The 21,098-nt window shown below is 62.6% G+C and carries 19 protein-coding genes; 12 read left to right on the top strand and 7 right to left on the bottom strand.

The window, feature by feature from the left end:
• Positions 1-4 precede the first annotated feature (4 nt).
• Positions 5-568 carry a 5-(carboxyamino)imidazole ribonucleotide mutase gene (gene purE, locus RIF72_RS13580; protein ID WP_309075397.1) on the bottom strand — a complete coding sequence of 188 codons (564 nt, stop codon included), beginning with the start codon at positions 566-568 and terminating at the stop codon, positions 5-7.
• Positions 565-1,752 carry a 5-(carboxyamino)imidazole ribonucleotide synthase gene (locus tag RIF72_RS13575; RefSeq protein WP_309075396.1) on the bottom strand — a complete coding sequence of 396 codons (1,188 nt, stop codon included), beginning with the start codon at positions 1,750-1,752 and terminating at the stop codon, positions 565-567. Before RIF72_RS13575 ends, purE begins: the two co-directional genes overlap by 4 nt.
• A gap of 181 nt (positions 1,753-1,933) precedes the next feature.
• Between RIF72_RS13575 and RIF72_RS13570 the strand changes: the two genes are divergently transcribed.
• Positions 1,934-2,500, top strand: coding sequence for a GtrA family protein (locus RIF72_RS13570; protein WP_309075395.1), 567 nt, complete (start codon positions 1,934-1,936; stop codon positions 2,498-2,500).
• Here RIF72_RS13570 and RIF72_RS13565 read toward each other — a convergent pair.
• Complete coding sequence (locus RIF72_RS13565) at positions 2,487-3,182, bottom strand: TIGR03089 family protein (RefSeq protein ID WP_309075394.1); 696 nt, start codon at positions 3,180-3,182, stop codon at positions 2,487-2,489. The genes RIF72_RS13570 and RIF72_RS13565 overlap by 14 nt on opposite strands.
• 377 nt (positions 3,183-3,559) lie before the next feature.
• Here RIF72_RS13565 and RIF72_RS13560 point away from each other — a divergent pair, with 377 nt between their 5' ends.
• From RIF72_RS13560 to RIF72_RS13550, 3 genes are read left to right on the top strand one after another with little or no spacing between them, the layout of a single operon-like run.
• On the top strand, positions 3,560-4,105 hold the full coding sequence (locus tag RIF72_RS13560; protein ID WP_309075393.1) for a WhiB family transcriptional regulator: 546 nt from the start codon (positions 3,560-3,562) through the stop codon (positions 4,103-4,105).
• A gap of 29 nt (positions 4,106-4,134) precedes the next feature.
• Positions 4,135-7,470 (top strand): glycosyltransferase, encoded by a 3,336-nt coding sequence (locus RIF72_RS13555; RefSeq protein WP_375164229.1) that lies wholly within the window; start codon positions 4,135-4,137, stop codon positions 7,468-7,470.
• Positions 7,463-9,205 (top strand): DUF5719 family protein, encoded by a 1,743-nt coding sequence (locus RIF72_RS13550; protein ID WP_309075392.1) that lies wholly within the window; start codon positions 7,463-7,465, stop codon positions 9,203-9,205. Before RIF72_RS13555 ends, RIF72_RS13550 begins: the two co-directional genes overlap by 8 nt.
• Before the next feature lie 5 nt (positions 9,206-9,210).
• Here the strand turns inward: RIF72_RS13550 and RIF72_RS13545 are convergent, their stop codons facing one another.
• Entirely contained in the window at positions 9,211-9,729 is a 519-nt protein-coding gene (locus tag RIF72_RS13545) for a metallopeptidase family protein (protein WP_309075391.1), read from the bottom strand.
• 112 nt (positions 9,730-9,841) lie between these two features.
• On the opposite strand from RIF72_RS13545, the gene RIF72_RS13540 reads away from it, so the two are divergent.
• The 5 genes from RIF72_RS13540 (at position 9,842) to RIF72_RS13520 (ending at position 13,985) form a co-directional block, all read left to right on the top strand.
• Positions 9,842-10,249, top strand: a complete 408-nt coding sequence (locus tag RIF72_RS13540) for a DUF3499 domain-containing protein (RefSeq protein ID WP_375164228.1) — start codon at positions 9,842-9,844, stop codon at positions 10,247-10,249.
• A 145-nt stretch (positions 10,250-10,394) separates the two neighbouring features.
• Positions 10,395-10,613, top strand: a complete 219-nt coding sequence (locus RIF72_RS13535; protein WP_309075390.1) for a Trm112 family protein — start codon at positions 10,395-10,397, stop codon at positions 10,611-10,613.
• 45 nt (positions 10,614-10,658) lie between these two features.
• Positions 10,659-12,137, top strand: a complete 1,479-nt coding sequence (gene ahcY / locus RIF72_RS13530) for an adenosylhomocysteinase (protein WP_309075389.1) — start codon at positions 10,659-10,661, stop codon at positions 12,135-12,137.
• A gap of 128 nt (positions 12,138-12,265) precedes the next feature.
• Positions 12,266-13,480: an Ig-like domain-containing protein gene (locus RIF72_RS13525; RefSeq protein ID WP_309075388.1), complete on the top strand. Its 1,215-nt coding sequence runs from the start codon at positions 12,266-12,268 to the stop codon at positions 13,478-13,480.
• Between the two features lie 34 nt (positions 13,481-13,514).
• Complete coding sequence (locus tag RIF72_RS13520; RefSeq protein ID WP_309075387.1) at positions 13,515-13,985, top strand: hypothetical protein; 471 nt, start codon at positions 13,515-13,517, stop codon at positions 13,983-13,985.
• A gap of 8 nt (positions 13,986-13,993) precedes the next feature.
• Here the strand turns inward: RIF72_RS13520 and RIF72_RS13515 are convergent, their stop codons facing one another.
• A complete protein-coding gene (locus tag RIF72_RS13515; RefSeq protein ID WP_309075386.1) occupies positions 13,994-14,797 on the bottom strand; it encodes an RDD family protein in 804 nt (267 codons plus the stop codon).
• Positions 14,798-14,902: 105 nt separating this feature from the next.
• Between RIF72_RS13515 and RIF72_RS13510 the strand changes: the two genes are divergently transcribed.
• Both RIF72_RS13510 and RIF72_RS13505 read left to right on the top strand, forming a co-directional pair.
• Positions 14,903-15,898: a stage II sporulation protein M gene (locus RIF72_RS13510; protein ID WP_309075385.1), complete on the top strand. Its 996-nt coding sequence runs from the start codon at positions 14,903-14,905 to the stop codon at positions 15,896-15,898.
• 116 nt (positions 15,899-16,014) lie between these two features.
• Complete coding sequence (locus RIF72_RS13505; protein WP_309075384.1) at positions 16,015-17,262, top strand: TIGR01906 family membrane protein; 1,248 nt, start codon at positions 16,015-16,017, stop codon at positions 17,260-17,262.
• Between the two features lie 53 nt (positions 17,263-17,315).
• On the opposite strand, the gene RIF72_RS13500 is transcribed toward RIF72_RS13505, so the two are convergent.
• Both RIF72_RS13500 and RIF72_RS13495 read right to left on the bottom strand, forming a co-directional pair.
• Positions 17,316-19,148, bottom strand: a complete 1,833-nt coding sequence (locus RIF72_RS13500; RefSeq protein ID WP_309075383.1) for an AMP-dependent synthetase/ligase — start codon at positions 19,146-19,148, stop codon at positions 17,316-17,318.
• A gap of 13 nt (positions 19,149-19,161) precedes the next feature.
• Entirely contained in the window at positions 19,162-20,904 is a 1,743-nt protein-coding gene (locus RIF72_RS13495; protein ID WP_309075408.1) for a phospholipid carrier-dependent glycosyltransferase, read from the bottom strand.
• Between RIF72_RS13495 and RIF72_RS13490 the strand changes: the two genes are divergently transcribed.
• Positions 20,903-21,055, top strand: coding sequence for a hypothetical protein (locus RIF72_RS13490; protein ID WP_309075411.1), 153 nt, complete (start codon positions 20,903-20,905; stop codon positions 21,053-21,055). The two genes, RIF72_RS13495 and RIF72_RS13490, sit on opposite strands and share 2 nt — an antisense overlap.
• Positions 21,056-21,098: the final 43 nt, after the last annotated feature.

Here is a 21,098-nt window from a genome sequence, read left to right as displayed (position 1 = left end):
CTTCCTAGCGGGAGCTCCGGGCAGAGGCATTGGCAGGGGAGAAGACCTCTTCCACTTTGTGGCGCAGGTTTTCACCCTTCTTGGTGGCGACGTCATTCAGTTCCTGGGCAAAGGTGAGGAGGTCTGCGCGGAGCTTCGATGCAAGTTCGTCAGTTCCCGAAGCCAACATGCGGACGGCGAGGAGACCAGCGTTGCGGGCACCAGCGATGGACACGGTGGCCACTGGAACGCCGGCAGGCATCTGGACGATGGACAGCAAGGAGTCCATGCCGTCCAACGTTTTGAGGGGGACGGGGACGCCGATGACGGGAAGGGGCGTGACGGAGGCAAGCATGCCGGGAAGGTGGGCTGCCCCGCCGGCTCCGGCAATGATGACGCGCAACCCGCGTTCGTGGGCAGTCTGGCCGTACCGGATCATCTCGGTAGGCATGCGGTGAGCTGACACGACGTCGGCCTCAAAGGGGATACCGAACTCGGCCAGGGCGTCCGCGGCGGCTTCCATGACCGGCCAATCGGAGTCCGAGCCCATCACGAGCCCAACCAGCGGGGCTGTTGTTTCCGAAGTCATGCGGTCTCCTCAAAGGTGGTCTGCTCGGGCTTGCGGCCGTCACGGATGATGTTGGCCACGGCGGTAGCGCGCTGGCGGACGGAGTCGACGTCGGAAACCGAGCTGCCAACCAGGTTCACATGGCCGATCTTGCGGCCCGGTCGAACGGACTTGCCGTAGGAGTGCACCTTTGCCGCGGGCTCGAAGGCCAACGCCATGGGGAAGGCCTTAAAGAGGTCCTGGTTGTCGCCGCCCAGGAAGTTCTTCATGACCACCACCGGGGCCAGTGCATCAGTTGCGCCCAACGGAAGGTCCAACACGGCCCGCAGGTGCTGCTCGAACTGGCTGGTGATGGAGCCGTCCTGCGTCCAGTGCCCCGTGTTGTGGGGACGCATCGCCAGCTCGTTGATGAGGAAGCCTGCTCCGATTCCCGGGGTTTCAAACAGCTCAGCGGCCATGACCCCGGTGACTCCGAGCTCGTTGGCAATGCGCAGGGCAGCCTCTTCGGCGGCAGCTGCAACTTCGACGGAAATATTCTGGGCGGGTGCGATCACTTCATCGCAAACACCATCCACTTGAATGGTGTGGGCAACGGGCCATGCTCGGGATTCGCCGCTGGGGCTCCGTGCAACAAGGGCCGAGAGTTCGCGGCTGAAATCAACCTTGGCTTCTGCCAGCAGGGGGTTCATGGCTTGGAACCAGTCGGCAGTTTCCAAGGCATCGTCTGCGGAGTCGACAATTCTGACTCCTTTGCCGTCATAGCCACCGCGGGGGGTCTTCAGAACCACGGGCCAGCCGATCCTGTCGCCAAAGGCCACCAGATCTTCAACGCTGCTGACAGCTGACCACTCGGGGTTCGGCAGGCCCAAGCGGTCGATTGCAGCCCGCATCACCAGCTTGTCCTGTGCGTTAACCAACGCATCAGGGCCGGGTTGAACGTTGACGCCGGCGTCCAAGAGGGCCTGCAGGTGTTCCGTGGGGACGTGTTCGTGATCAAAGGTCAGTACGTCCAGGCCCTTGGAGAACTCAAGAAGAGCGTCCAAATCCTTGTAGTCGCCAATAGGTGCAGTGGCCACTGCAGCCACGGCAGAAACGTCCTCACCCTCGGCCAAAACACGGAGTTCGAAGCCCAAGGCGGTAGCGGGCGGAGCCATCATTCGTGCGAGCTGGCCGCCGCCAACAACGCCAATTACTGGAAAAGTCACAAGGTTCAGCCTACCGAACCACCGGCAGGATCACTGATTCTGCCGTCCTTTGGGATGGTTTTTCTGCGGCGTGAGGCGACCGTATCGGCGTTCTCACAGCGCCCTCAAAGGCAGCACAAGGAAATCGGCGCTAAAATGGGTGAGGCCCATCGGCCCACTTTTTCAACGGCCATGGAGGGTCATGATCACCACACTTGCAGATCGCATCCGCGGACTTGCCTCACTTTTTTGGCGTGAGGTAGCAAAGTTCGGCGCCGTCGGCGGTGTTGCTTTCGTCATCGACTCGGCGGTCTTCATCTGGCTCTTTTCGGGCCCGATGCACGGCAGCGAAGTGTGGGCCAAAGCCATTGCAACCATTGTGGCAAGTATTTTCTCGTGGGTCGCCAACCGTTTCTGGACGTTCCGACACCGTAAACAGGCCAATGTGGTCCGTGAAGCCGCGCTGTTTGCCGTCATGAACCTTGTGGGGCTCCTGATTGCGTCGGGCTGTGTGTGGTTCGCCAAGTACATTCTTGACCTCAACGACAAGCCGTCACTGTTCATAGCCGGCAGCGTTGTGGGGCTCATCCTGGGCACTATTTTCCGATTCTTCGCCTACCGCTTCTGGGTGTTCAACGAAGAACTGGATGCCGAACCCGAGTTCTCGCATGACCACGAGATCATTGAACTGCACCACAAGCCCAAGGCAGGCTCCGAGTCCGGCGCCAACCCGGCAACCGGCGAATTCCCGTCGGTTAAGAACGGCTGACGCGCTCGTTCTCCAGAAGGTGCCCGGTCACTTCGAGCCCGGGGTGGACCAGCACTACGGAGCCGTCCTCTTTCCACGCCCCCAAAGAAGCTGCCAAGCACGATTCCAGGCCGTCCGCCGCGCGTACCAGTAGCCGGACGCCTGGTTCCTGGGCGGCGGCAAACCCGTCAATAAGATCCTCGTGGGGAAGTCCTGAGGTTCCGCGTACGGCGGGCAGGCCCGCCTCGGGTTCGTTATGAGCCATGAAGACGTCGCCATGGGAACGGACTTCCGCCGCATAGTCCACGACGCCGGACGGCAGCTCACCCGGCCAGCGCATGGCAAGTGCAGCGAGGGGCACGGCGACGACTGCATCGAAGCCGGCACCGGCACCATCGTAGGGCTTGTCGGTCGCCAGCAGATCCGCTGAGGTGTCGTTGAAGACCACCTCCATTCCCAGTTGCCACGCTGCAAGGGCCCAGACGAAGGATTTCCAATGTGCCGGGAGGTCCAGCTTGATGGACATTCCGGGTTCGGCATCCAATTCGTCCTGCAGCAGGTTGCTGGTCTTTGCGACCCAGTTATCCAGGACACGCCCCGAAAGTTCCACCCGTTCGGAGTCGGGACCATACCAGGTGAGTCGTGGTGACGTTGAATGGCCGGATCGCAGGGCGGTCATGAGGTTCGCTGCCGGGATGCTCATGCGTCAATCTTGCCACGGGGGTTGCGCCGCGTCCGTGGGCTTCGCAGCACGAATGTGAAATGCGACACACTATAGTTTTTCCAGTCGATGGTCGACTTGGGGGCCCGGGGCGGTTTTCCGCGGAAATTCAATGAAAGTTCACCTGAACCGATCAAACGCTTCCATTTGCCGCCCCGACACACGGGGCGCGGCTGAAAAATGTTGGGCGTGGCGCATCCCACGTTTCTACAGATTCTTGATTATTATCCCGGCGCGGCTTGACTGGCGGGTAGTTACACGCGTGTAATTAGTAATCAACGCCGCTGCACAGATTCCCGGAACGTCACCGGTAGTCGGAAACACATCCAAGCAGCAGCTGCAAAATCAGGAGGGACGCCATGGGGCAAGCGTTGCGTATCCAGGAAGATGCAGTCGTCGCAGAACATGCGTCGGTGAAGTACCGTTCGAGGGAAGTGCCGGGGGATTGGTACGTAGACCCGGCGGACCCGGAAGCGGCAGACCGATACAACCAGAATGTGCAGCAGTCCTTGGAGGATCAGGCAACTGCCCTCCTGGCCGCACATGAGGCGTTGGTCGGGGACCTGCCCGCTGGACCGGACGAAGATATGGACGACCCTCCCATGGAGCTGCGTCGTCCGCTTGAAACGCCGGGGCAACCTGTGTGGATCGGCCTTCCCAGCCAGGGGGACTTCGACGACGAAGGTGAACTGGGCTGGCAGACGGACGCACTCTGCGCACAAACAGATCCCGAAGCTTTCTTCCCGGAAAAGGGTGGTTCCACCAGGGACGCCAAGAAGGTCTGCGGAGCGTGCAACGTCCGCTCGCAGTGCTTGGAGTATGCCCTGGCCAACGACGAGCGGTTCGGAATTTGGGGCGGACTCTCTGAGCGGGAACGTCGTCGGCTAAGGAAGCGAGCGGTCTGATTCTCAAGGAAGTACACGTTACCGCCGTTGTGGTCTCCCACGACGGCGGCAACTATCTCCCCAGGACCTTGGCGGCATTGTCGGACCAGACGCGTTCGGCAGATGCCGCCATTGGCATTGATACAGGTTCCACTGATAACTCGCTGGACTTGCTCCGTGAAGCGCTCGGACAGAACAGCGTCACCTCTTATCAGCATGCAAGATCCGGTTTTGGCGCGGCTGTTCGTGCCGGCCTGCACGAGCTCGCTCCTGCCGACGGTGTCACGCAGGGTGATTCCGTGCAATGGATCTGGCTGTTGCACGACGACGCTGCTCCCGCGCCTGATGCCCTGGCGGAGCTGCTCCATGCGGTTGAACGCGCCCCCTCCGTAACCGTGGCGGGCTGTAAGCAGCTCGGCTGGGACAACAAGCGGCATCTGGTTGATGTGGGACTTTCAACCAGCCGCTGGGCTGAGCGCCTCACCCTGATCGACGCCGACGAAGTAGACCAAGGGCAATACGATGCCCGCACTGACACTTTTGCGGTGAACTCCGCAGGTATGTTGATCCGCCGCGACGTCTGGGAACTGCTGGAAGGTTTTGACCCGGCCTTGCCCGGCAGCGGCGATGACGTGGACTTTTGCTGGCGTAACTGGCTTGCGGGCAATCGCGTAGTTGTAGTGCCCAGTGCCCGGATGTTCCACGTGGAGCACCGCCCGCATGGCCTGGGAACATCCTCCGCGGCGCGCAAAGCCCAGATCCATATGCGGCTCAAGCACACGTCCTGGTGGAAAGTGCCGTTCCAAGCAGTGGGCGCCTTGTTCGGCGCCATCATCCGACTGATGCTGAGCATCCTGGTCAAAGAACCGGGATATGGCTTCTCCCAATTCACCTCCACCATTGCTGCCCTGGTCCGCCCGGTTGCCATAGCCAGGGGTCGCCGCGTTGCGGCCAGGACACGCCGGGTACACAGGTCCGTGGTCCGGGGACTTCAGACACCCACGCGGGACGTGCGTGCCAACAGGCGCTCGTTATTGGAAGCAATCCGCCCCGCCGAAGAAACTCCCGCTGTCTCTGACCTTTTGGCCCCTGAACCCAGCGGGGACGCGGCGGATGATTTCACCGCACTGGCCACCAATGAACGTGGCTGGGTGGGCACAGGCGCCGTCGCAGCTGCACTGATAGCCCTCGCCGCAGCACTCGTGGGACTGCTGGGGCTGCTTCGCTCAGGCACCGTTGCCGGTGGCGGGCTCCTCCCTCTTTCGGCGTCACCAGGCGACATTTGGTCGAATGCGTCCACGTGGTGGATTTCGTTAGGAGCAGGCCTGCCCGGACACGGCGATCCGTTCGGCTACGTGTTGTGGCTGCTCTCGCTCTTTGGAGGCGGGGATGGCAACACCGCGATGGTTTGGCTGCTGATCCTTGCCATGCCGTTGTCCGCACTGGGCGCATGGTTCGCGGCGGGCGCGCTGACTACCAAGCGTCGCTTCCGGGTAGCGGCGGCACTAGCGTGGTCCGGTGCTCCCGCACTTCTGATCGCGATCAACGAAGGCCGTGTCGGCGCCTTGGTGGCGCACGTCATGATGCCGTTGCTGCTCCTCGCGCTGTTGCGCGCCTCGGGATCGGCGGTCGCCCAAGGGGCCGCTTTGGCGGGGACACAACTCAGCCGCCGTCCGGCCCTGATCGTCGGTAAGCCTGGCATCAATGGGACACCGTCATGGACTGCCGCAGCCGCCGCAGGTCTTGCCATGGCCGTTGTCACGGCTTCTGCTCCGTCATTGTTGGGGCCCATCGCCGTTGCCGTGATTCTCGCCGCGGTGGTCCTCGGGCATCGAGGCAAAACACTGTGGTGGTCGCTCCTGCCAACTGTCGCTTTGTTCCTTCCCTACGTGGTGTCCGTGCTGGACAGGCCGCGCTCGTTGCTCGCCGATCCCGGAATGCCGCTGACGTTTGAGGCTGCTCCGTTGTGGCAGCAACTACTTGGCCAGCCGCTTGCCTTCGACATCGACGGCGGTTTGACCGGTCTGGCGATCTTCGGTCCTGGCGCTGTGCCCTGGGCTCTGTTGCAGGCTCTGCTGGTCATCGCACCAGTCCTGGTCCTGGCGGTTGCTGCCTTGTTCGTTCCGGGTAAACGCGCTGCGTTGGCCCGGGTTTTCTGGCTGGTCGCCCTGGCTACCCTTTCGAGCGGTTGGCTGGTGGGCCATGTAGCCACCGGGGTCAATAACAACGTGATTGTTGGGCCGTTCACCGGCCCGGCTGTATCAGCGGCAGGGATGTTGCTTCTAGGCGCTGCCGTTCTCGGTGCTGAGAAGCTCTTCACAGCAGCGCGAAAGATGCCCAAGGCTCCCCGGCGCCACCTTCCGCTGCGGCGCATGGCCTCGGCCGCGACCATGACGCTTCTGGTTGCCGGACCGCTCGCCGGCATGGCTGCCTGGACGGCTCAGAATGTGGTGCAGCCTACGCCGACTGCCGTGCCCGTTACGGCACCCACCACTGCCGAAAAGACGTCGTCCCTTGGCGCCGAACGGCAAATATGGCCGGTGGATACGGGCACGTTGCCCGCCACCGCCGTCGACCGTGGCCAGGGACCGGAGCGAACGCGTACGCTGGTCATCACCACCGGTGAGCAGGGCGCATTCTCCTCTTCCTTGATGCGGGGAGCCGGGACCACGTTGGACAGCTTGTCCACCATTGCCTCTGCACGAACCATCATTGGCGCGCCAGGACGCGAGGAAATCGCAGCCGATGACGCTGCCACCACATCCCTTCGCAGGGCAGTGGCCACCATCGTGGCGGGGACGGGCGTGGACCCCCGCGCCGACCTTGAACAACTTGGTGCCGGATTCGTGGTCCTCAAGGCAGCAGATAACGCCGCACAGTTGACGGCCAGCAGGATCGACGCCGTTCCGGGACTCGTAGCAGTTGGCCAGACAGACGCCGGATGGCTGTGGCGAGTGACTCCCCGGAACCAGCCCGCGGCTACTGCCGCGGACACGGCACACCGGGTACGCGTCGTGGACTCCCAAGGCGCTTTACTGAATGCGCTGCCATCCGAAGACGTGGATGTCGCTGCCACCGTGGAATCGGGCAATGAGGGCCGAAAGGTGGTCCTCGCCGAACGGTCCGATCCGGGCTGGAGCGCCTGGTTGGATGGCCGCCAACTGAAGGCCACCACGTCCGGCTGGTCCCAGGCGTTCGAGTTGCCTGCCAGCGGCGGCGACCTGGAAATCCGCTACACCAACCCTTGGGCCTTATGGATCGGAATCCTGCAGGCTGTGGTGATTGGATTGACGGTCCTGTTGGCCGTTCCCATGCCCGCACGCCGCAGCCGAACCGGTATGTCGAGGGATGAAGTCTCCCTCCGTAAGGAGTACAGCAGTGTCTGAGGACCAGAAGAGCGTGTCCGGCGAAAGCACTGGAGGCCTGGAAAAACCCAAGTCCCGTGCCGGGAACACGGGAGGAGCAAGCGGTTCGGGTAAGAGGTCCGGGAGCTCCAAGGTCCGCACTTCCGATTCCGGCAGTTCCAGTTCCCGAAGCACGAAGTCCCGCAGCTCCAACAAGGGAATGATCACTGGCGTCCTGTCAGCGGTGGCCATCCTTGCGGCGGGCGGAGGCGCCGTGGCCGCGACGTCCATGGTCCCGGAACCTTCCGGGGGCACCACCATGGATATCCGGCAGGCTGACGTTCCCGCGGGCCGTTCCATGGGTGTCTGTCCGGAACCCGCGAGGCTTGTGAGCGGAACCGTGGTGGGCACGGATGCTGACTTCAGCCCGGTGTCCACCACAGCCACCAGCGCCCTGAACGCAGTGGTGCTGAGCAACCCGGCGGGTACTGTGCCCGAGAGCAACGTGACCTCGCTGGGTGGTGAGACAGTGGATGAGATCGCCAAGGCTCCTACCAGCACGCCTACACCCACTGTTGGTCCGCCCGTACTCGCGGCCGGGGTTGCGAACATCAGCCCGGTGGCGTCTCCCTCGGTTGTGGGAGCCGAGGCCCTGGGAAACGAGCAAGCCTCCCTGGCTGCCAACCTTAGCTACTCAGCTACGGACGGCGATCTTCGCGGCCTTGCGTCAACACAATGCCAGCCACCGGGTAACGATGCCTGGCTCCTGGGGGCCAACACTTCGGTGGGCAGGACAGCCGTCCTGAACGTGAGCAACGCCTCGGAGACCCCGGCAACAGTAAACCTTGACCTTTTTGGATCCGAGGGACAGATCCAGGCCCCCGGGGCACGTGGTCTCCTGGTGGCTCCCGGAACCACCCGCTCGGTGAACCTGGCTGGACTAGCGCCGGGCGAATCGCAACTAGCCGTGCACGTGCGCAGCACAGGCGGTCCTGTTGCCTCAACTATCCAGCAGAGCGTGTTGCGTGGAATCGCCCCAGGCGGTGTGGAGTACCTCTCGCCAGGTTCGGCGCCTTCCAACCTGCAGGTGATGTCCGGCGTCGATATCCAGGATCCGGCGGCCGTCAAGGCGCTGGCCGGTAAGTCAGGTTTCGCGGATGCCGTACCGGCACTCCAGATCGCAGTCCCCGGATCCACGGACGCCGTTGTGCAAGTCGGTCTTTACGGCGCCAACGGTGAACGAAAGATTCCCAATGGGGGAGTCGTGACGGTTAAGGGCGGGACAGTATCCACACTTAACCTTGATGGCGTCCCGGCCGGTAGCTACACCGTCAGAGCCAGCTCGGATGTATCGTTCCTGGCATCGGCGAGGGTCACCCGCGGTTCCAAAGCCGAGGAACCAACCGACTTTGCGTGGTCGCCGTCATCGGCCCGTCTTGGCAGCCAGCACTTGGTGGCCGTACCGCGGGAAGGCCAGAGGTCTTTGAGCTTCGGCGTTCCCGAGGGGCGCGGCACGGTCAGTTACGCTCCCGTGACTGCTGACGGAAAGGTCGGCAAAACCGTTGATGTGGACATGTCCGGCGGGACCACATCTCTGATCGGGCTGCCGGACAAGTCCGGTGGCTCGGCTGTGGTGGGCTACGTGGTTTCCGCTTCGGGTGACCCGGTGTACGGTGCGCTGGTACTTGGAAAGCAAGGACGGGCAGACGTTTCCGTCGTGGCAATACAGGACGCGGCAGCGGGACTTGAGAAGGTCCCGGTCTCAGTCGGCTACTAAGGAAGCTATTGGTACCGGCGGCGGTAGACCGGGTCCAAGGTTTCCGGGGGCACGCCTAGCATTTCTGCGGTGTACTCGACTACGACGTCGTGGACAAGGTCCTGCAGTTCTTCACGGGTAGCAGCGCCTTGCTCAACCACTCGGCGGTACACCGTGATCATAGGTGCCTCGCCGCGGCCGCCGGGGGTGTAGGAGCCCAAGGGGGCGGTGTTTCCTGTAGCAACCAGCTGCTCAAGGTTGGGTGGAATCTCATCGACCGCAAAGAGAACGCCGTCGAGCTGTTTGCCCCACATGTCCTGAAGCCGTTCGGCGGAGTCCAGCACCATGTCATCAAAGCGTTCCGAGCGGGTGCGGAAGCCGGGGAGATTAGGGAGCATCAACTCCCCACGCAGTCCCCGTCCGTGCCGGTTTCGCCGGCGTCGCCGGAAGCCCCGCGCTTCCGAACCGGCGTGTTCCTGGGCCTGATCGCCATCGGCGTCAGTCCACCGGATGTTGAACCCGGGAACATGTGGCTGTGACTGCATATATCGACTTTAGTCCTGAGGAACCGCCAGCGCGACATCAAGGGCCCCACCGCGCCGCATCGGGGGATACTCGCGTTGAGTTCGTGGGGCACGGGCGGGCAATGCGCAATGTATGGGGCCATTGGCGCTAATCTGGGATGTTGTGGGTGCCATTCGTCAGTGTTCCAGATCAGCCTGCCGCCAGTCCGCGGTGGCCACTTTGACGTACGTGTACGCAGAGTCAACCGCAGTCCTGGGTCCTCTGGCCACGTACGCAGAACCGCATGCGTACGATCTTTGCTCGCAGCACGCAGAATCGCTCACGGTCCCGCGGGGCTGGGAAGTCCTGCGCCTCGCCATGCCCACAACGCCGCAAGAGCCAGGCCCGGATGACTTGCTGGCACTTGCCAACGCGGTCAGGGAGGCGGCTTCGGCCACCACCGAAACTTCAGCCCGGCACAGCCACCCTCAGATGGAGCCACCCGCCGGCACCGAAGGCACCCGTCGAGGGCACTTGCGCATCCTCCGCGAGCCGTCTTAGCCGGACGGCCTTCAGCTCCTGAGTTTCGGCTCCCGGACGCATTTCGTCGCCTGGATCAAAACAGGATCTCCCTGCGCGGTAGTCTGGAATCTGCAGATATATCCGCCAGCGGCGCCATGCCGGCGCCACCCAGGGAGCATCATTCATGCCAAAGGTCAGTCCTGAACTGTTGTCCATCCTGCGCTGCCCCGTTACGGGTTCACCGCTGGTCCAAGAGGGCGATGAGTTGGTTTCCACCGATGCCGCTGCGGAAGGCGAAAAGCTCCGCTACACCATTGAGGACGGCATCCCGCTGCTCCTGCCTCCCGAACTGCTGGCCGCAGCTAATGCGGCAACCTCAGGCCAGCACGATTCCAAGGCCTGAGGCGCTTTCTTCCATCAACTTCGCACGGTACCCCTAAGGACTTCCATGACTTTTGACTTCAAAGTGGCTGATATCACTCTTGCGGAGGCCGGCCGCCACCAAATCCGTCTTGCCGAGCACGAAATGCCGGGCCTCATGTCCCTTCGCGCGGAGTTCGGCGCGGAGCAGCCCCTCAAGGGTGCAAGGATTGCCGGTTCCTTGCATATGACGGTCCAAACCGCAGTGCTCATCGAAACCCTCACTGCCTTGGGCGCAGAAGTTCGCTGGGCTTCCTGCAACATCTTCTCCACCCAGGACGAAGCCGCTGCCGCCGTCGTCGTCGGCAAGGGCACCCCGGAAAACCCGCAGGGTGTTCCGGTTTTCGCTTGGAAGGGCGAAACACTTGAGGAGTACTGGTGGACTGCGGAGCAGATCCTCACCTGGCCTGGTGCGGACACCAACCCGGAGTTGGGTCCCAACATGATTCTCGACGACGGCGGCGACGCCACACTGCTGCTGCATAAGGGCGTCGAATTCGAAGCCGCGGGTGCCGTGCCGACGGCCAGCGAGGATGATCCGGAGGAATACGTCCTCATCCTGGATCTCCTGCGCAGGACCCTTGCCGCTGATCCGCAGAAGTGGACCCGCCTGGCTGCCCGCATCGAAGGCGTCACCGAGGAAACCACCACCGGTGTGCACCGCCTGTACCAGCTCGCGGAGCAGGGCAAGCTGCTGTTCCCGGCCATCAACGTCAACGACTCCGTCACCAAGAGCAAGTTCGATAACAAGTACGGCATCCGCCACTCCTTGCCGGACGGCATCAACAGGGCCACGGATGTCCTGATGGGCGGCAAAGTGGCGGTCGTGTGCGGCTATGGCGACGTCGGCAAGGGCGCCGCTGAGGCGCTGCGTGGACAGGGCTCGCGTGTCATTGTCACTGAAATTGATCCTATCTGTGCTCTTCAGGCCGCTATGGACGGCTACCAGGTTGCCAAGCTGGAGACGGTGCTCGCCCAGGGCGACATCTTCATCACAACCACAGGCAACAAGGACGTCATCATGGCCGAGCACATGCTGGGCATGAAGAACAAAGCGATCGTTGGCAACATCGGCCACTTCGACAACGAAATCGACATCGCCGGGCTTGCCAGGATTCCGGGCGTCAGGAAAGTTGAGATCAAGCCGCAGGTCCACGAGTGGGTGTTCGAGGCCGGGACGGATTCCGAACGGTCCATCATTGTGCTGTCCGAGGGCAGGCTGCTCAACCTGGGCAACGCCACGGGCCACCCGTCGTTCGTGATGAGCAACTCGTTCGCCAATCAGACCATTGCGCAGATCGAACTCTGGACCAAGAAGGACCAGCCCGCCGGTGAGCGCGAGTACCGGAATCAGGTCTACGTCCTTCCCAAGATCCTTGATGAGAAGGTTGCGCGCCTCCACTTGGATGCTTTGGGCGTGGAGCTGACGGAATTGAGCAAGGACCAGGCGGACTACCTGGACCTGGATGTTGCGGGTCCGTACAAGCCTGAGCACTACCGCTACTAAGCTGCATAGTCCGCCCCCGGCGGTACCCAAATCGATGGCGAAAGGCCGGGCACGCAACCAGCGTGTCCGGCCTTTCCGGTAGAATTGGGTGTTCGGTAATGCTTGCGGGGGACAGGATGACGGGAACCATGACGGAAGTCGCCAAACGTAAAAAGGGCAAGATCCTTGCCATCATTGGAGTCTGCGCAGCTATTGTCGTGGGTGGAATCGGCGTGGTCACGGTGCCGGGCCTGCTGGCAGGTTCTACGCAGGATTCGGCGGTCGCGCCCACTCCTACCGTCGAAGCCAAACCAGTAGAGTTGGGGATCACCCCGCTTGATGGAGCTGTGGAGTGGAACCCTGTTGTGGGTCCCCAGATCAAAGCAGTCAACGGCAAGCTGAAGGACGTAGTCCTGGCACCGGTGGGTGGCGGGACGGCTGTCCAAGGCAAGACCAGCCCTGATGGCAGCACCTGGACCACTCAGGAAGTGCTGAAGTTCAAAACCCAATACAGCTACACCTTCACCGTTGTGGATACTGCGGGGAAAGAGACCAGGAAGTCCCAAACCTTCACCACGGTTTCTGCCGCCTACGAGGCCGACGCTTCCATCTACCCCCGCCACGGCACCACAGCCGGCTCCGGGCAGCCCATTGAAATCAACTTCAGTGAGCCCGTTGTGGACAAGGCGGCAATGGAGAAGCGAGTGGCCATCACGGTCTCCTCCGGCCAACCCGTGGCCTGGCACTGGTACTCGGACAAGAAGGTCAGAATCCGTCCGGAGGCTTTCTGGGCGTCCGGCACCACCGTCACCGTGGACATGAAGCTTTTGGGCGTCGATTTCGGAAACAACATGATCGGCAACGCTGACGTGGTCTCAACGTTCACCACCGGCCCCCAGAGAGTGGCCGTGGTGGACGACAAAACCAAGACCATGAACGTGTACTCCGACGGCCAGTTGGTTCACACGGCTCCTGTGTCCCTTGGCGGGGAAGACTGGCTTTCGCCCACCGGGTACGCGGTGATCATGGAACAGGAACGCCACTCCAACTTCAACGCCGGAACAATTGGCCTGAAGCCCGGTGACAAAGGCTATTACCCGCCCCTCGTAGTGGAATATGCCAACCGGCTGACGTGGTCCGGCGTGTACGTTCACCAGGCCCTTGAGGCCGCATGGAGCTCCATTGGAGTAGCTAACGTCTCGCATGGCTGCGTGGGCCTGCTGCCGGCGGATGCTGAGTGGTTCTTCAACAACATGAAGACCGGTGACGTTGTCCAGATCCTGAACACCGGCGCACCGGCAGTGGAGCCGCTGGAAGGCTTCGGCGACTGGAACATTCCGTGGGCGAGCTACGCCCAGCGGTAGTCCTGCCGTTAAGATTGTCGAAGCCCGGCAACGGATGTTCGATCCAGACCTCGCATTCACAGCGGAGCACCTTTCCGAGCGCATAACGGCCGCCGCACAAGGTGATGCGTCCACGGTCCTGGCCACCGACGTCGAAACTCTCCATGGAGAAGTCCGCGCACTCCTGACGGAGGTTAGCGAAGAACTACGCGCCTCCTACGGGGCCGAGGACAAGCCAAGGCTCGACGCCGGCCGCCAACCGGGTGCCGACGCCAGGTTGGGCGGCGCTGATCTGATGGGAGCCGACCTCTCCAGCGCGCTCTACCTGACCCAACCGCAGATCAACGCCGCTGAAGGCGACCCCTCCACCCAGCTACCCCACGACTCACAAGACCGGATCACTGGTGACTGCAGCGGTATCGGGACTAGCCGGTCGGCCGGCGTCCGGCAGCGTGCGTCTAAGCGAGGAACGAGCGAGCGCGCCGAGGACGGCGGCCGACCGGCGATGGCTGGCGTCGGCCGGTAGCGGGGGCACTAACCGTTAGTGAACGGCAGCTTCCTGAGTCGTTCCCCTACGGTCGCGTTTCGCTGCTCCGCTTGGCGGAGCCGTGTGAGTTCGCGGTTGCGCCGTTCCCCGAGGACTGCTCCTATGTAGTCTTCGGGGATGGTGCCGGCCGGCGGGGGTGGGGCGACGTACCTTGCGAGTTCCGATGCGAGCGAGGCAGCCATGTTAATGCGTGAGGCGGGTGCCATCAGGTAGGCCTGCTGCACGAAGGTTCCTGCCCGGCGAGCGGTGGCATCCGGTACCCTGCCGATATCTGCCATGGCCACCCATGCTTGCAAATGGTGCGGGGCTACGGGCATGATGCGGGGCGTTGAGGGTACTCGTTGCCGGAGGGAGTAGGTGCCCGCAACGATGTCGCCGAGGCGCTTGGATTTGTCGTTGAACAGTGCAACTCCGATTGCGAGGCCGCCGAAGGTCAGGTAGATCTCCAGGAATCCGAGGAGCCCGCGGATGAGGGCGTGCCGAAAACGGATGGATCCGCCGTCGTCGCGCACTATGCGGAGCCCTGTTGCGAGCTTTCCCAAGGATCGCCCCCGTGTCAGGGTTTCCACGGTCACGGGGACGATGACCACCGAGAATATGACGCTGCCGAGGACCATTGCCTGTATGGCTGCGTCGTCGAGATCGCGGGAGGCGCTCGTGATCAGGATGATCAGCAGTATGGCAAGGACGACTTGGGAGATGACGTCCAGGACGAGCCCCAGCGCACGCGCTGCGAAGGAGGCCGGGCGAAGTTCGAGGACCACGGCCTCGCCTGTGATGATTGAACTCATGCCTGCCCCCATGTTTCGCCAACGCTTCGGGCCACTCGACTGCCCGCTGCAACGAGTCTAGCGGCGGGCTGACCTGCCGGTGGATACAGGCGCTAGGGTGGTGGCGTGGACATCGATGCCTTCTCGGCCGTACATGGGGACAAATGGTCGCGGCTTCATTTCCTGGCGCATAAGCGAAGGCTTACGGGCGCCGAAGCGGATGAACTCCTGCGCCTGTACCAGACAGTGTCCGCGCACTTGTCCCTGATCCGGTCCGTGGCGCCCGAGACAGGGTTGTCGGCATCCTTGTCTGCAGCGTTGGCTCAGGCCCGGACTAGGTTCACGGGGGCCCGCTCCAATTTCATGGAGGACCTGGCACGGTTCTTCGTGATTTCCCTTCCCGCGGCCTTCTACCGGATCCGATGGTTGACCATTTGGTGCGGGCTTGCCTTCGTCCTGGTGGCGGGCGCCTATGCCTTGTGGATTGGCACTTCACCGGAGGCGCTGAGGGCCGTGGCGTCCAGCGATGCCAAGGTGCAGCAGTATGTGGACGAAGACTTCATCGACTACTACTCCGAGAACCCCGCGGCCTCGTTCGCCGGCTTGGTGTGGACGAACAATGCGTGGATTTCCGCACAAGCTGTGGCTTTTGGCATTACCGGATTCTGGGTGCCCTTCATCTTGTTCATGAACGCGCAGGCGCTGGGAATCGCGGCGGGACTTTTCCTGGCCACGGGGAAGATGGACATCTTCTTCAGCTACATCCTTCCGCACGGCCTCATGGAACTCACTGCTGTCTTCATTGCCTGCGCGGCGGGGCTAAAGATTTTCTGGGCTATGGTTCGGCCCGGACCGCGGACAAGGCTGCAAGCTGTGGCTGATGAAGGCCGGTCGCTGATTACCGTTGCTTTGGGATTGGTGCTCGTCCTGCTGGTTTCGGGCATTGTTGAAGGCTTTGTGACGCCGAGCCCCCTTCCCGTATGGGCTAAGATCACCATCGGTGCTCTGGTTTTGGCCGGGTACTGGGTCTACACGTTGGTGCTCGGTGGGAAGGCAGTCCGCGCGGGCGTTACAGGAGATATGGATGCCAACGACGCCGGGTATCGCAGCATTGCATCGTAGACCTTACAGTTACGTTTCAATCTGGTCGCAGCCGGGGTGGCACCGCGTGTCAGTGTAATGCCGGGCGGTAGGCTCGAATGCAGACAAGAGAGCCGGCAGCAAGCAATCGCCGGTGGATGCCTACGGAAGTGAAACCCGCTGTGAGCGACAAGAGCCCAAAACCACAAGAACCGGACACGGACGTCCATGAGGACCCCAATGAACCGGCCTTCGACTGGATGAAGCCGAAGACGTCCAGTGGTGCATCTGCGGCCACTCCTGCAGCCAGCACCGGATCTGCGGCCGGCACCGGAGCCACACACAAGACCGGGGCAACGCCGTCGGCCGCGAAGCCGTCAGTCAACACTGCGTCAACTCCCACTACCGCGACGCCTGCCACCGGCCAGCCCGGGAGCCGCGCGGACCGCAAAGCTGCAGAAGCGGCGGAGGGGGAAGTCGAGCCGCCGCTGTTCGCCGACACCCTCGCGGGCGCTTCCAGCACCAAGCAGCCGGCGCACTACTCAGAACCCCTGCCGACGTCGGCTCTTCAGATACGTCCTCCGGAAGACGAAGTGGCGCGACGAAACGCTGAACGCGAGCAAGCAGCAAAGGTGAAACCGATCGGCCCGCGGATCTTCCAGGTGCTTTTGGCGGTTTTCTACCCGGTGATCCTGTTGGTGCTTGCCGTGCGGGCAGTCACCAGCCCGCTGTTTCTCTGGGTGGAGTACAACCGCCCGGGCTTCCCCGGCGACGGCTACGGTTTCAGCACTGATGACCGTATGACGTATGGCTCATATGCGGTTGATTACCTCAGTAACTGGGCCGGCCCGCGCTACCTGGGAGGCTTGGTCAACCAGGACGGCGACAAGCTCTTCACCGACAGCGAAGTGTCGCACATGGCCGACGTGAAGCTGGTCATTCTGTCCTCCTTCGGGGCCGGGCTTTTGCTCATCATCCTCAGCATCATCGCCATCCTGTATCTGCGTAAGAGAAGCACGGGCGGGATCCGCCGCGGACTCTTTGCCGGTTCAATCGTCACGCTGGTCGTCATTATTGGCCTCGCCGTTTTGGCCGTCCTGAGCTGGCAGCAGTTCTTTACCGAGTTCCACCGCATCTTCTTCGCGAATGGAACGTGGACATTCTCGCTGGAAGACACCCTCATCCGGCTCTTCCCGGGACAGTTCTGGATTGACGCGGGCATTGTCATCGGGGCACTGGTGTTCCTCGCAGCGACGCTGACATTCATCTTCACGTGGCCTACCAAGCGGCGTCGCGGCCTTGCGACGGCACAAACAGACGAGGACCGCGAGGAACTTGGCGAGGCGGCTTCCACGAACGACGACGCCGACAGCCTCCGCAAGGAACCCACAGGAATTACGCGCTAGCAGGTACGTCCCGTGCCGTGCTGCATCTGCGGTGGCCCAGCCAAGCGGGGAATCTACTTCGCATAGAGCTTCTCCACAGCCGCTGAAAAGTCGTTGAGCACCGCGGCCCGCTTCAGCTTCAGCGAGGGCGTCAGGTGCCCTGACTCGACGCTGAGTTCGGCCGTGATGAAAGCGAACTTCTTGATCGACTCGGCAGCCGAGACGAGCTTGTTGGCCTCGTCCACTGCCGACTGAACAGCCGCCTTTACCCGGTCATCGCCAGCGGCTTCCTCGGGGGTCAGGGCGCCGGCCTTGTTCTCGGCGCTCCAGTCGGCAAGTCCTTCGGGGTCCAATCCGACCAGTGCCGCGACGAAGGGCCGGCCGTCGCCGACCACTACTGCCTGACCCACCAGGGGGTGTTCGCGGAGCTTCTCCTCCAAAGGGGCCGGTGCCACGTTCTTTCCAGCGGCCGTGACCAGGAGGTCCTTCTTGCGGCCGGTGATGGTCAGGAAGCCGTCGGCGTCGAGCTCGCCGAGGTCGCCGGTGCGGAAGAAGCCGTCAACGAAGGAAGCCCGATTGGCCTCTTCATTGTTGTGGTAGCCCTTGAAGACACCAATGCCCTTGACCAGCACTTCGCCGTCCTGCGCCACCCTGATGGTGGTTCCAGGGAGGGGAATGCCCACCGTACCGATGCGGGACATGCTGGGAGTGTTGACGGTACAGGGTGCAGTGGTCTCTGTTAGCCCGTAGCCCTCAAGAACGGGAACTCCCGCGCCGTGGAAGAAATGGTTGTCCCGGAGGCTGAGGGGACTGGCTCCGGAAACCGTGTAGCCGACGTCGCCGCCGAAAACGTCCCGCACCTTGGGATAAAGGAGCTTGTTGAAAGTGGTGTGCTTCAGGCTCAGAAGCCAACCCGGTCCCTGCCCCTCACCACGGCTTGCGAGGTCCACCGCCGTCGAATATTCAACCGCGGTGGCCGAAGCTGCCGAGAAGAGGGCGGACTTACCGCTCATGGCCGCTTTGTGGCTGGCGCCCGCGTAGACCTTCTCGAAGATGCGGGGCACGGCGAGCAGGAAGGTGGGCTTGAAGGATCCAAGATCCGCCATGAGTCCGCTGGTGCCGGCACTGTGTCCCAGCGTGATGCCTGCCGTGAGGCAAACAACCTGCACAGCCCTGGCGAGGACGTGCGCCAGGGGCAGGAACATCAGGGTTCGTGCGTCTTGCTGCATGAGCAGTTCGGGGAGGAACGGGATGACGTTACGTGCCACGAGGACAAAATTGCCATGAGTGATTTCGCAGCCCTTGGGCTTGCCCGTGGTTCCGGAGGTGTAGACGATTGATGCCAGGCTCGACAGGTTCGCTGCGCTGCGCTGGCGCTCCAGTTCGGCGTCCATGATGCCGACCCCGACGGCGGAGACGCTGGTCAGGTTGGGTGCGTCGCCGTCGTGCTCCATCCGGATGATGGCCACAGGTTCCTCAGCCAGGGCCGCTGAGTGTTCCACTACCGCATGGACGAGGCTCGCTTTGGCAGTGTCCTCCACAAAGATACGCCTGGCTCCGGAGTCCGTGAGGATCCACTCGATCTGGCTCCCCGAAGACGTCTCATAGATGGGGACGGTGACTCCGCCGGCCATCCAGATGGCGAAGTCCACCAATGTCCATTCAAAGCTTGAGCGGGACAGCACGGCTACGGGATCTCCGGGATTGAGCCCACCCGCGATCAGGCCTTTGGCCAAGGCAGTGACGTCGGCCAGGAACCTGGCGGCCGAAATGTTCAGCCAGCCGTTCGCGGTTTTGTGCGCGTACAGGTTACCGAACGGATCCTTGTGGCAGCGTTCCAGGAGGAGGTCCGTCACGTTGGTGTTCGGGTCCGCCTCGACCAGAAGCTCCGTGCTTGCTTCCCTCACTGCTTGCCTCCTCCTAGATCCACGATGGCATCCACATCCTCATCCGCCACTCCTGGTAGGTGATGACTTCCGCCGTGAGCACAGGATAGAAGAATGCTGTGGTCAGCACTGCCAGCACCAGGACCAGGGCCACTATGTAAAACCCGGATCGTCGCCGCCAGACGGGATCGCTGCTGCGTCCCAATACCAACCCCAGCACATACGTCAAGCCCAAAACCAGGAACGGTTCGAAGGAAACGGCGTAGAAGATGAACATGGTGCGTTCCGGGTACATGAACCACGGAAGGTAACCGGCGGCTACGCCGGCGAGGATGGCACCGGCACGCCAGTCGCGGCGGCCGGCCCACCAGAACAGCAAGATGACCAAGGCGATGGTTCCACCCCACCACAGCACTGGATTGCCCACCGGCAGGATGGCCGAGGAACACGTCTCAACAACACAGCCCGGGGTACCCGGTTTGGGCGTCTGATAGAAGAACGAAGTGGGACGGCCCATGATGAGCCACGTCCACGGGCTCGACTCATACGGATGGTCGGAGCTGAGGCCTTGATGGAATTTGTAGGCTTCAAGGTGGTAGTGCGCCAGGGACCGAACGGAGTTGGGCAGCCAGTCCCAGCCGGGGGCCGGGTTGGTGGCAGCCCACTGCCGATAGTAAGCGTCCTTCGAGAGGAACCAACCCATCCAACTAAGCACATAGGTGACGGCGGCAACCGGGATGATGGTCACGAAGGCGGGGAGGCCATCCTTGATGATGCCGGCGCTGAACCAGCTCCGGATGCCTGCGATACGCCGGGCGCTCAGGTCCCACAGCACGGTCATCAGTCCGAAGGCGGCCACGAAGAACAGCGCCGACCATTTGGTTCCCACAGCCAGGCCAAGGCAGAGGCCGGCAACCAGTCGCCACCACCGCATTCCAAGCCAAGGGCCCGCAACCAGTTGGGTCGGTGTGGGACGGTGTCCCGGCGAAGCAGCCGCTTGAGCGGCGAGACGGGAAGCCAGACGACGGCGGCCGTCGTCGCGGTCCATCAATAGGGCGCCGAAAGCGGCCAGTATCCAGAGTGCCAGGAAGACGTCCAGCAGCGACGTACGGGAGAGCACCAGATGATGGCCATCGGTGGCCAGCAGGAGCCCGGCAACAGCACCGAGAGTGTGCGAGCGGAACAGCTTCAGTGCGATGAGTGAAACGAGGAACACCGTCAGGGTGCCTGCCAAAGCCGCGCCGAACCGCCAGCCAAAGGGGTTGTCTCCGCCGAACAGCCACATCCCGAAGGCAATCATCCATTTACCGACCGGCGGGTGGACCACGTACTCGGGAGTGTTGAGTAGTATGTCCGGGTTGCCGGCATTGAAGGAATCGTTTGCGTTGGCCGGCCAACTGCGTTCGTAGCCACTTACCACATAGGAGTAGGCATCCTTGACGTAGTACGTTTCGTCGAACACCAGGCTATGCGGGGTATCCAGCCGGAAGAAGCGGAGGATGCCGCCCAGGAGCGCCGTAATGGTGGGGATCAGCCAAAACCACAAGCGCAACGAGGCCGGGTAGTCGCGCCAGCTTTGCACACCACCGATCAGGCGTTCCTTCAACGCTTGGGCGGTGTACGCCTCGGCCGGTCGGACGATCCAACGGTGGCCTTCCAGCACGCGGCCAGGCAAAGTTCCGCCGGGGCTGTCGTTCAACGCCGCCGCCTGCCGAGGTGCTAACCCGACTTCGCGGTTGGGTGCATCCGGCTGACCGCTGCTTACCTTCACAGCCATGTCTGCTGGTTCCGGGGTCGCCGGGGACACCACCGGAGATCCGGAAGCGGTAGCAGGAATGGGCGACTGGTTCACCCGCTCATGCTACCTTTCCATCCTTGCTGTATCCCTGAACCCCGCGGCTGCATCCTTGAAGCCCCTGCGGCATTAGGCTTGGCAGGTGGACGAACAACGCAGCACCCCGGACGAGACAC

This window comes from Paenarthrobacter sp., assembly GCF_031180005.1.
GTDB lineage: Bacteria > Actinomycetota > Actinomycetes > Actinomycetales > Micrococcaceae > Arthrobacter.
The sequence above is the reverse complement of the archived record's forward strand: the minus strand, read 5'-3'. Positions and strand labels throughout refer to the sequence as shown.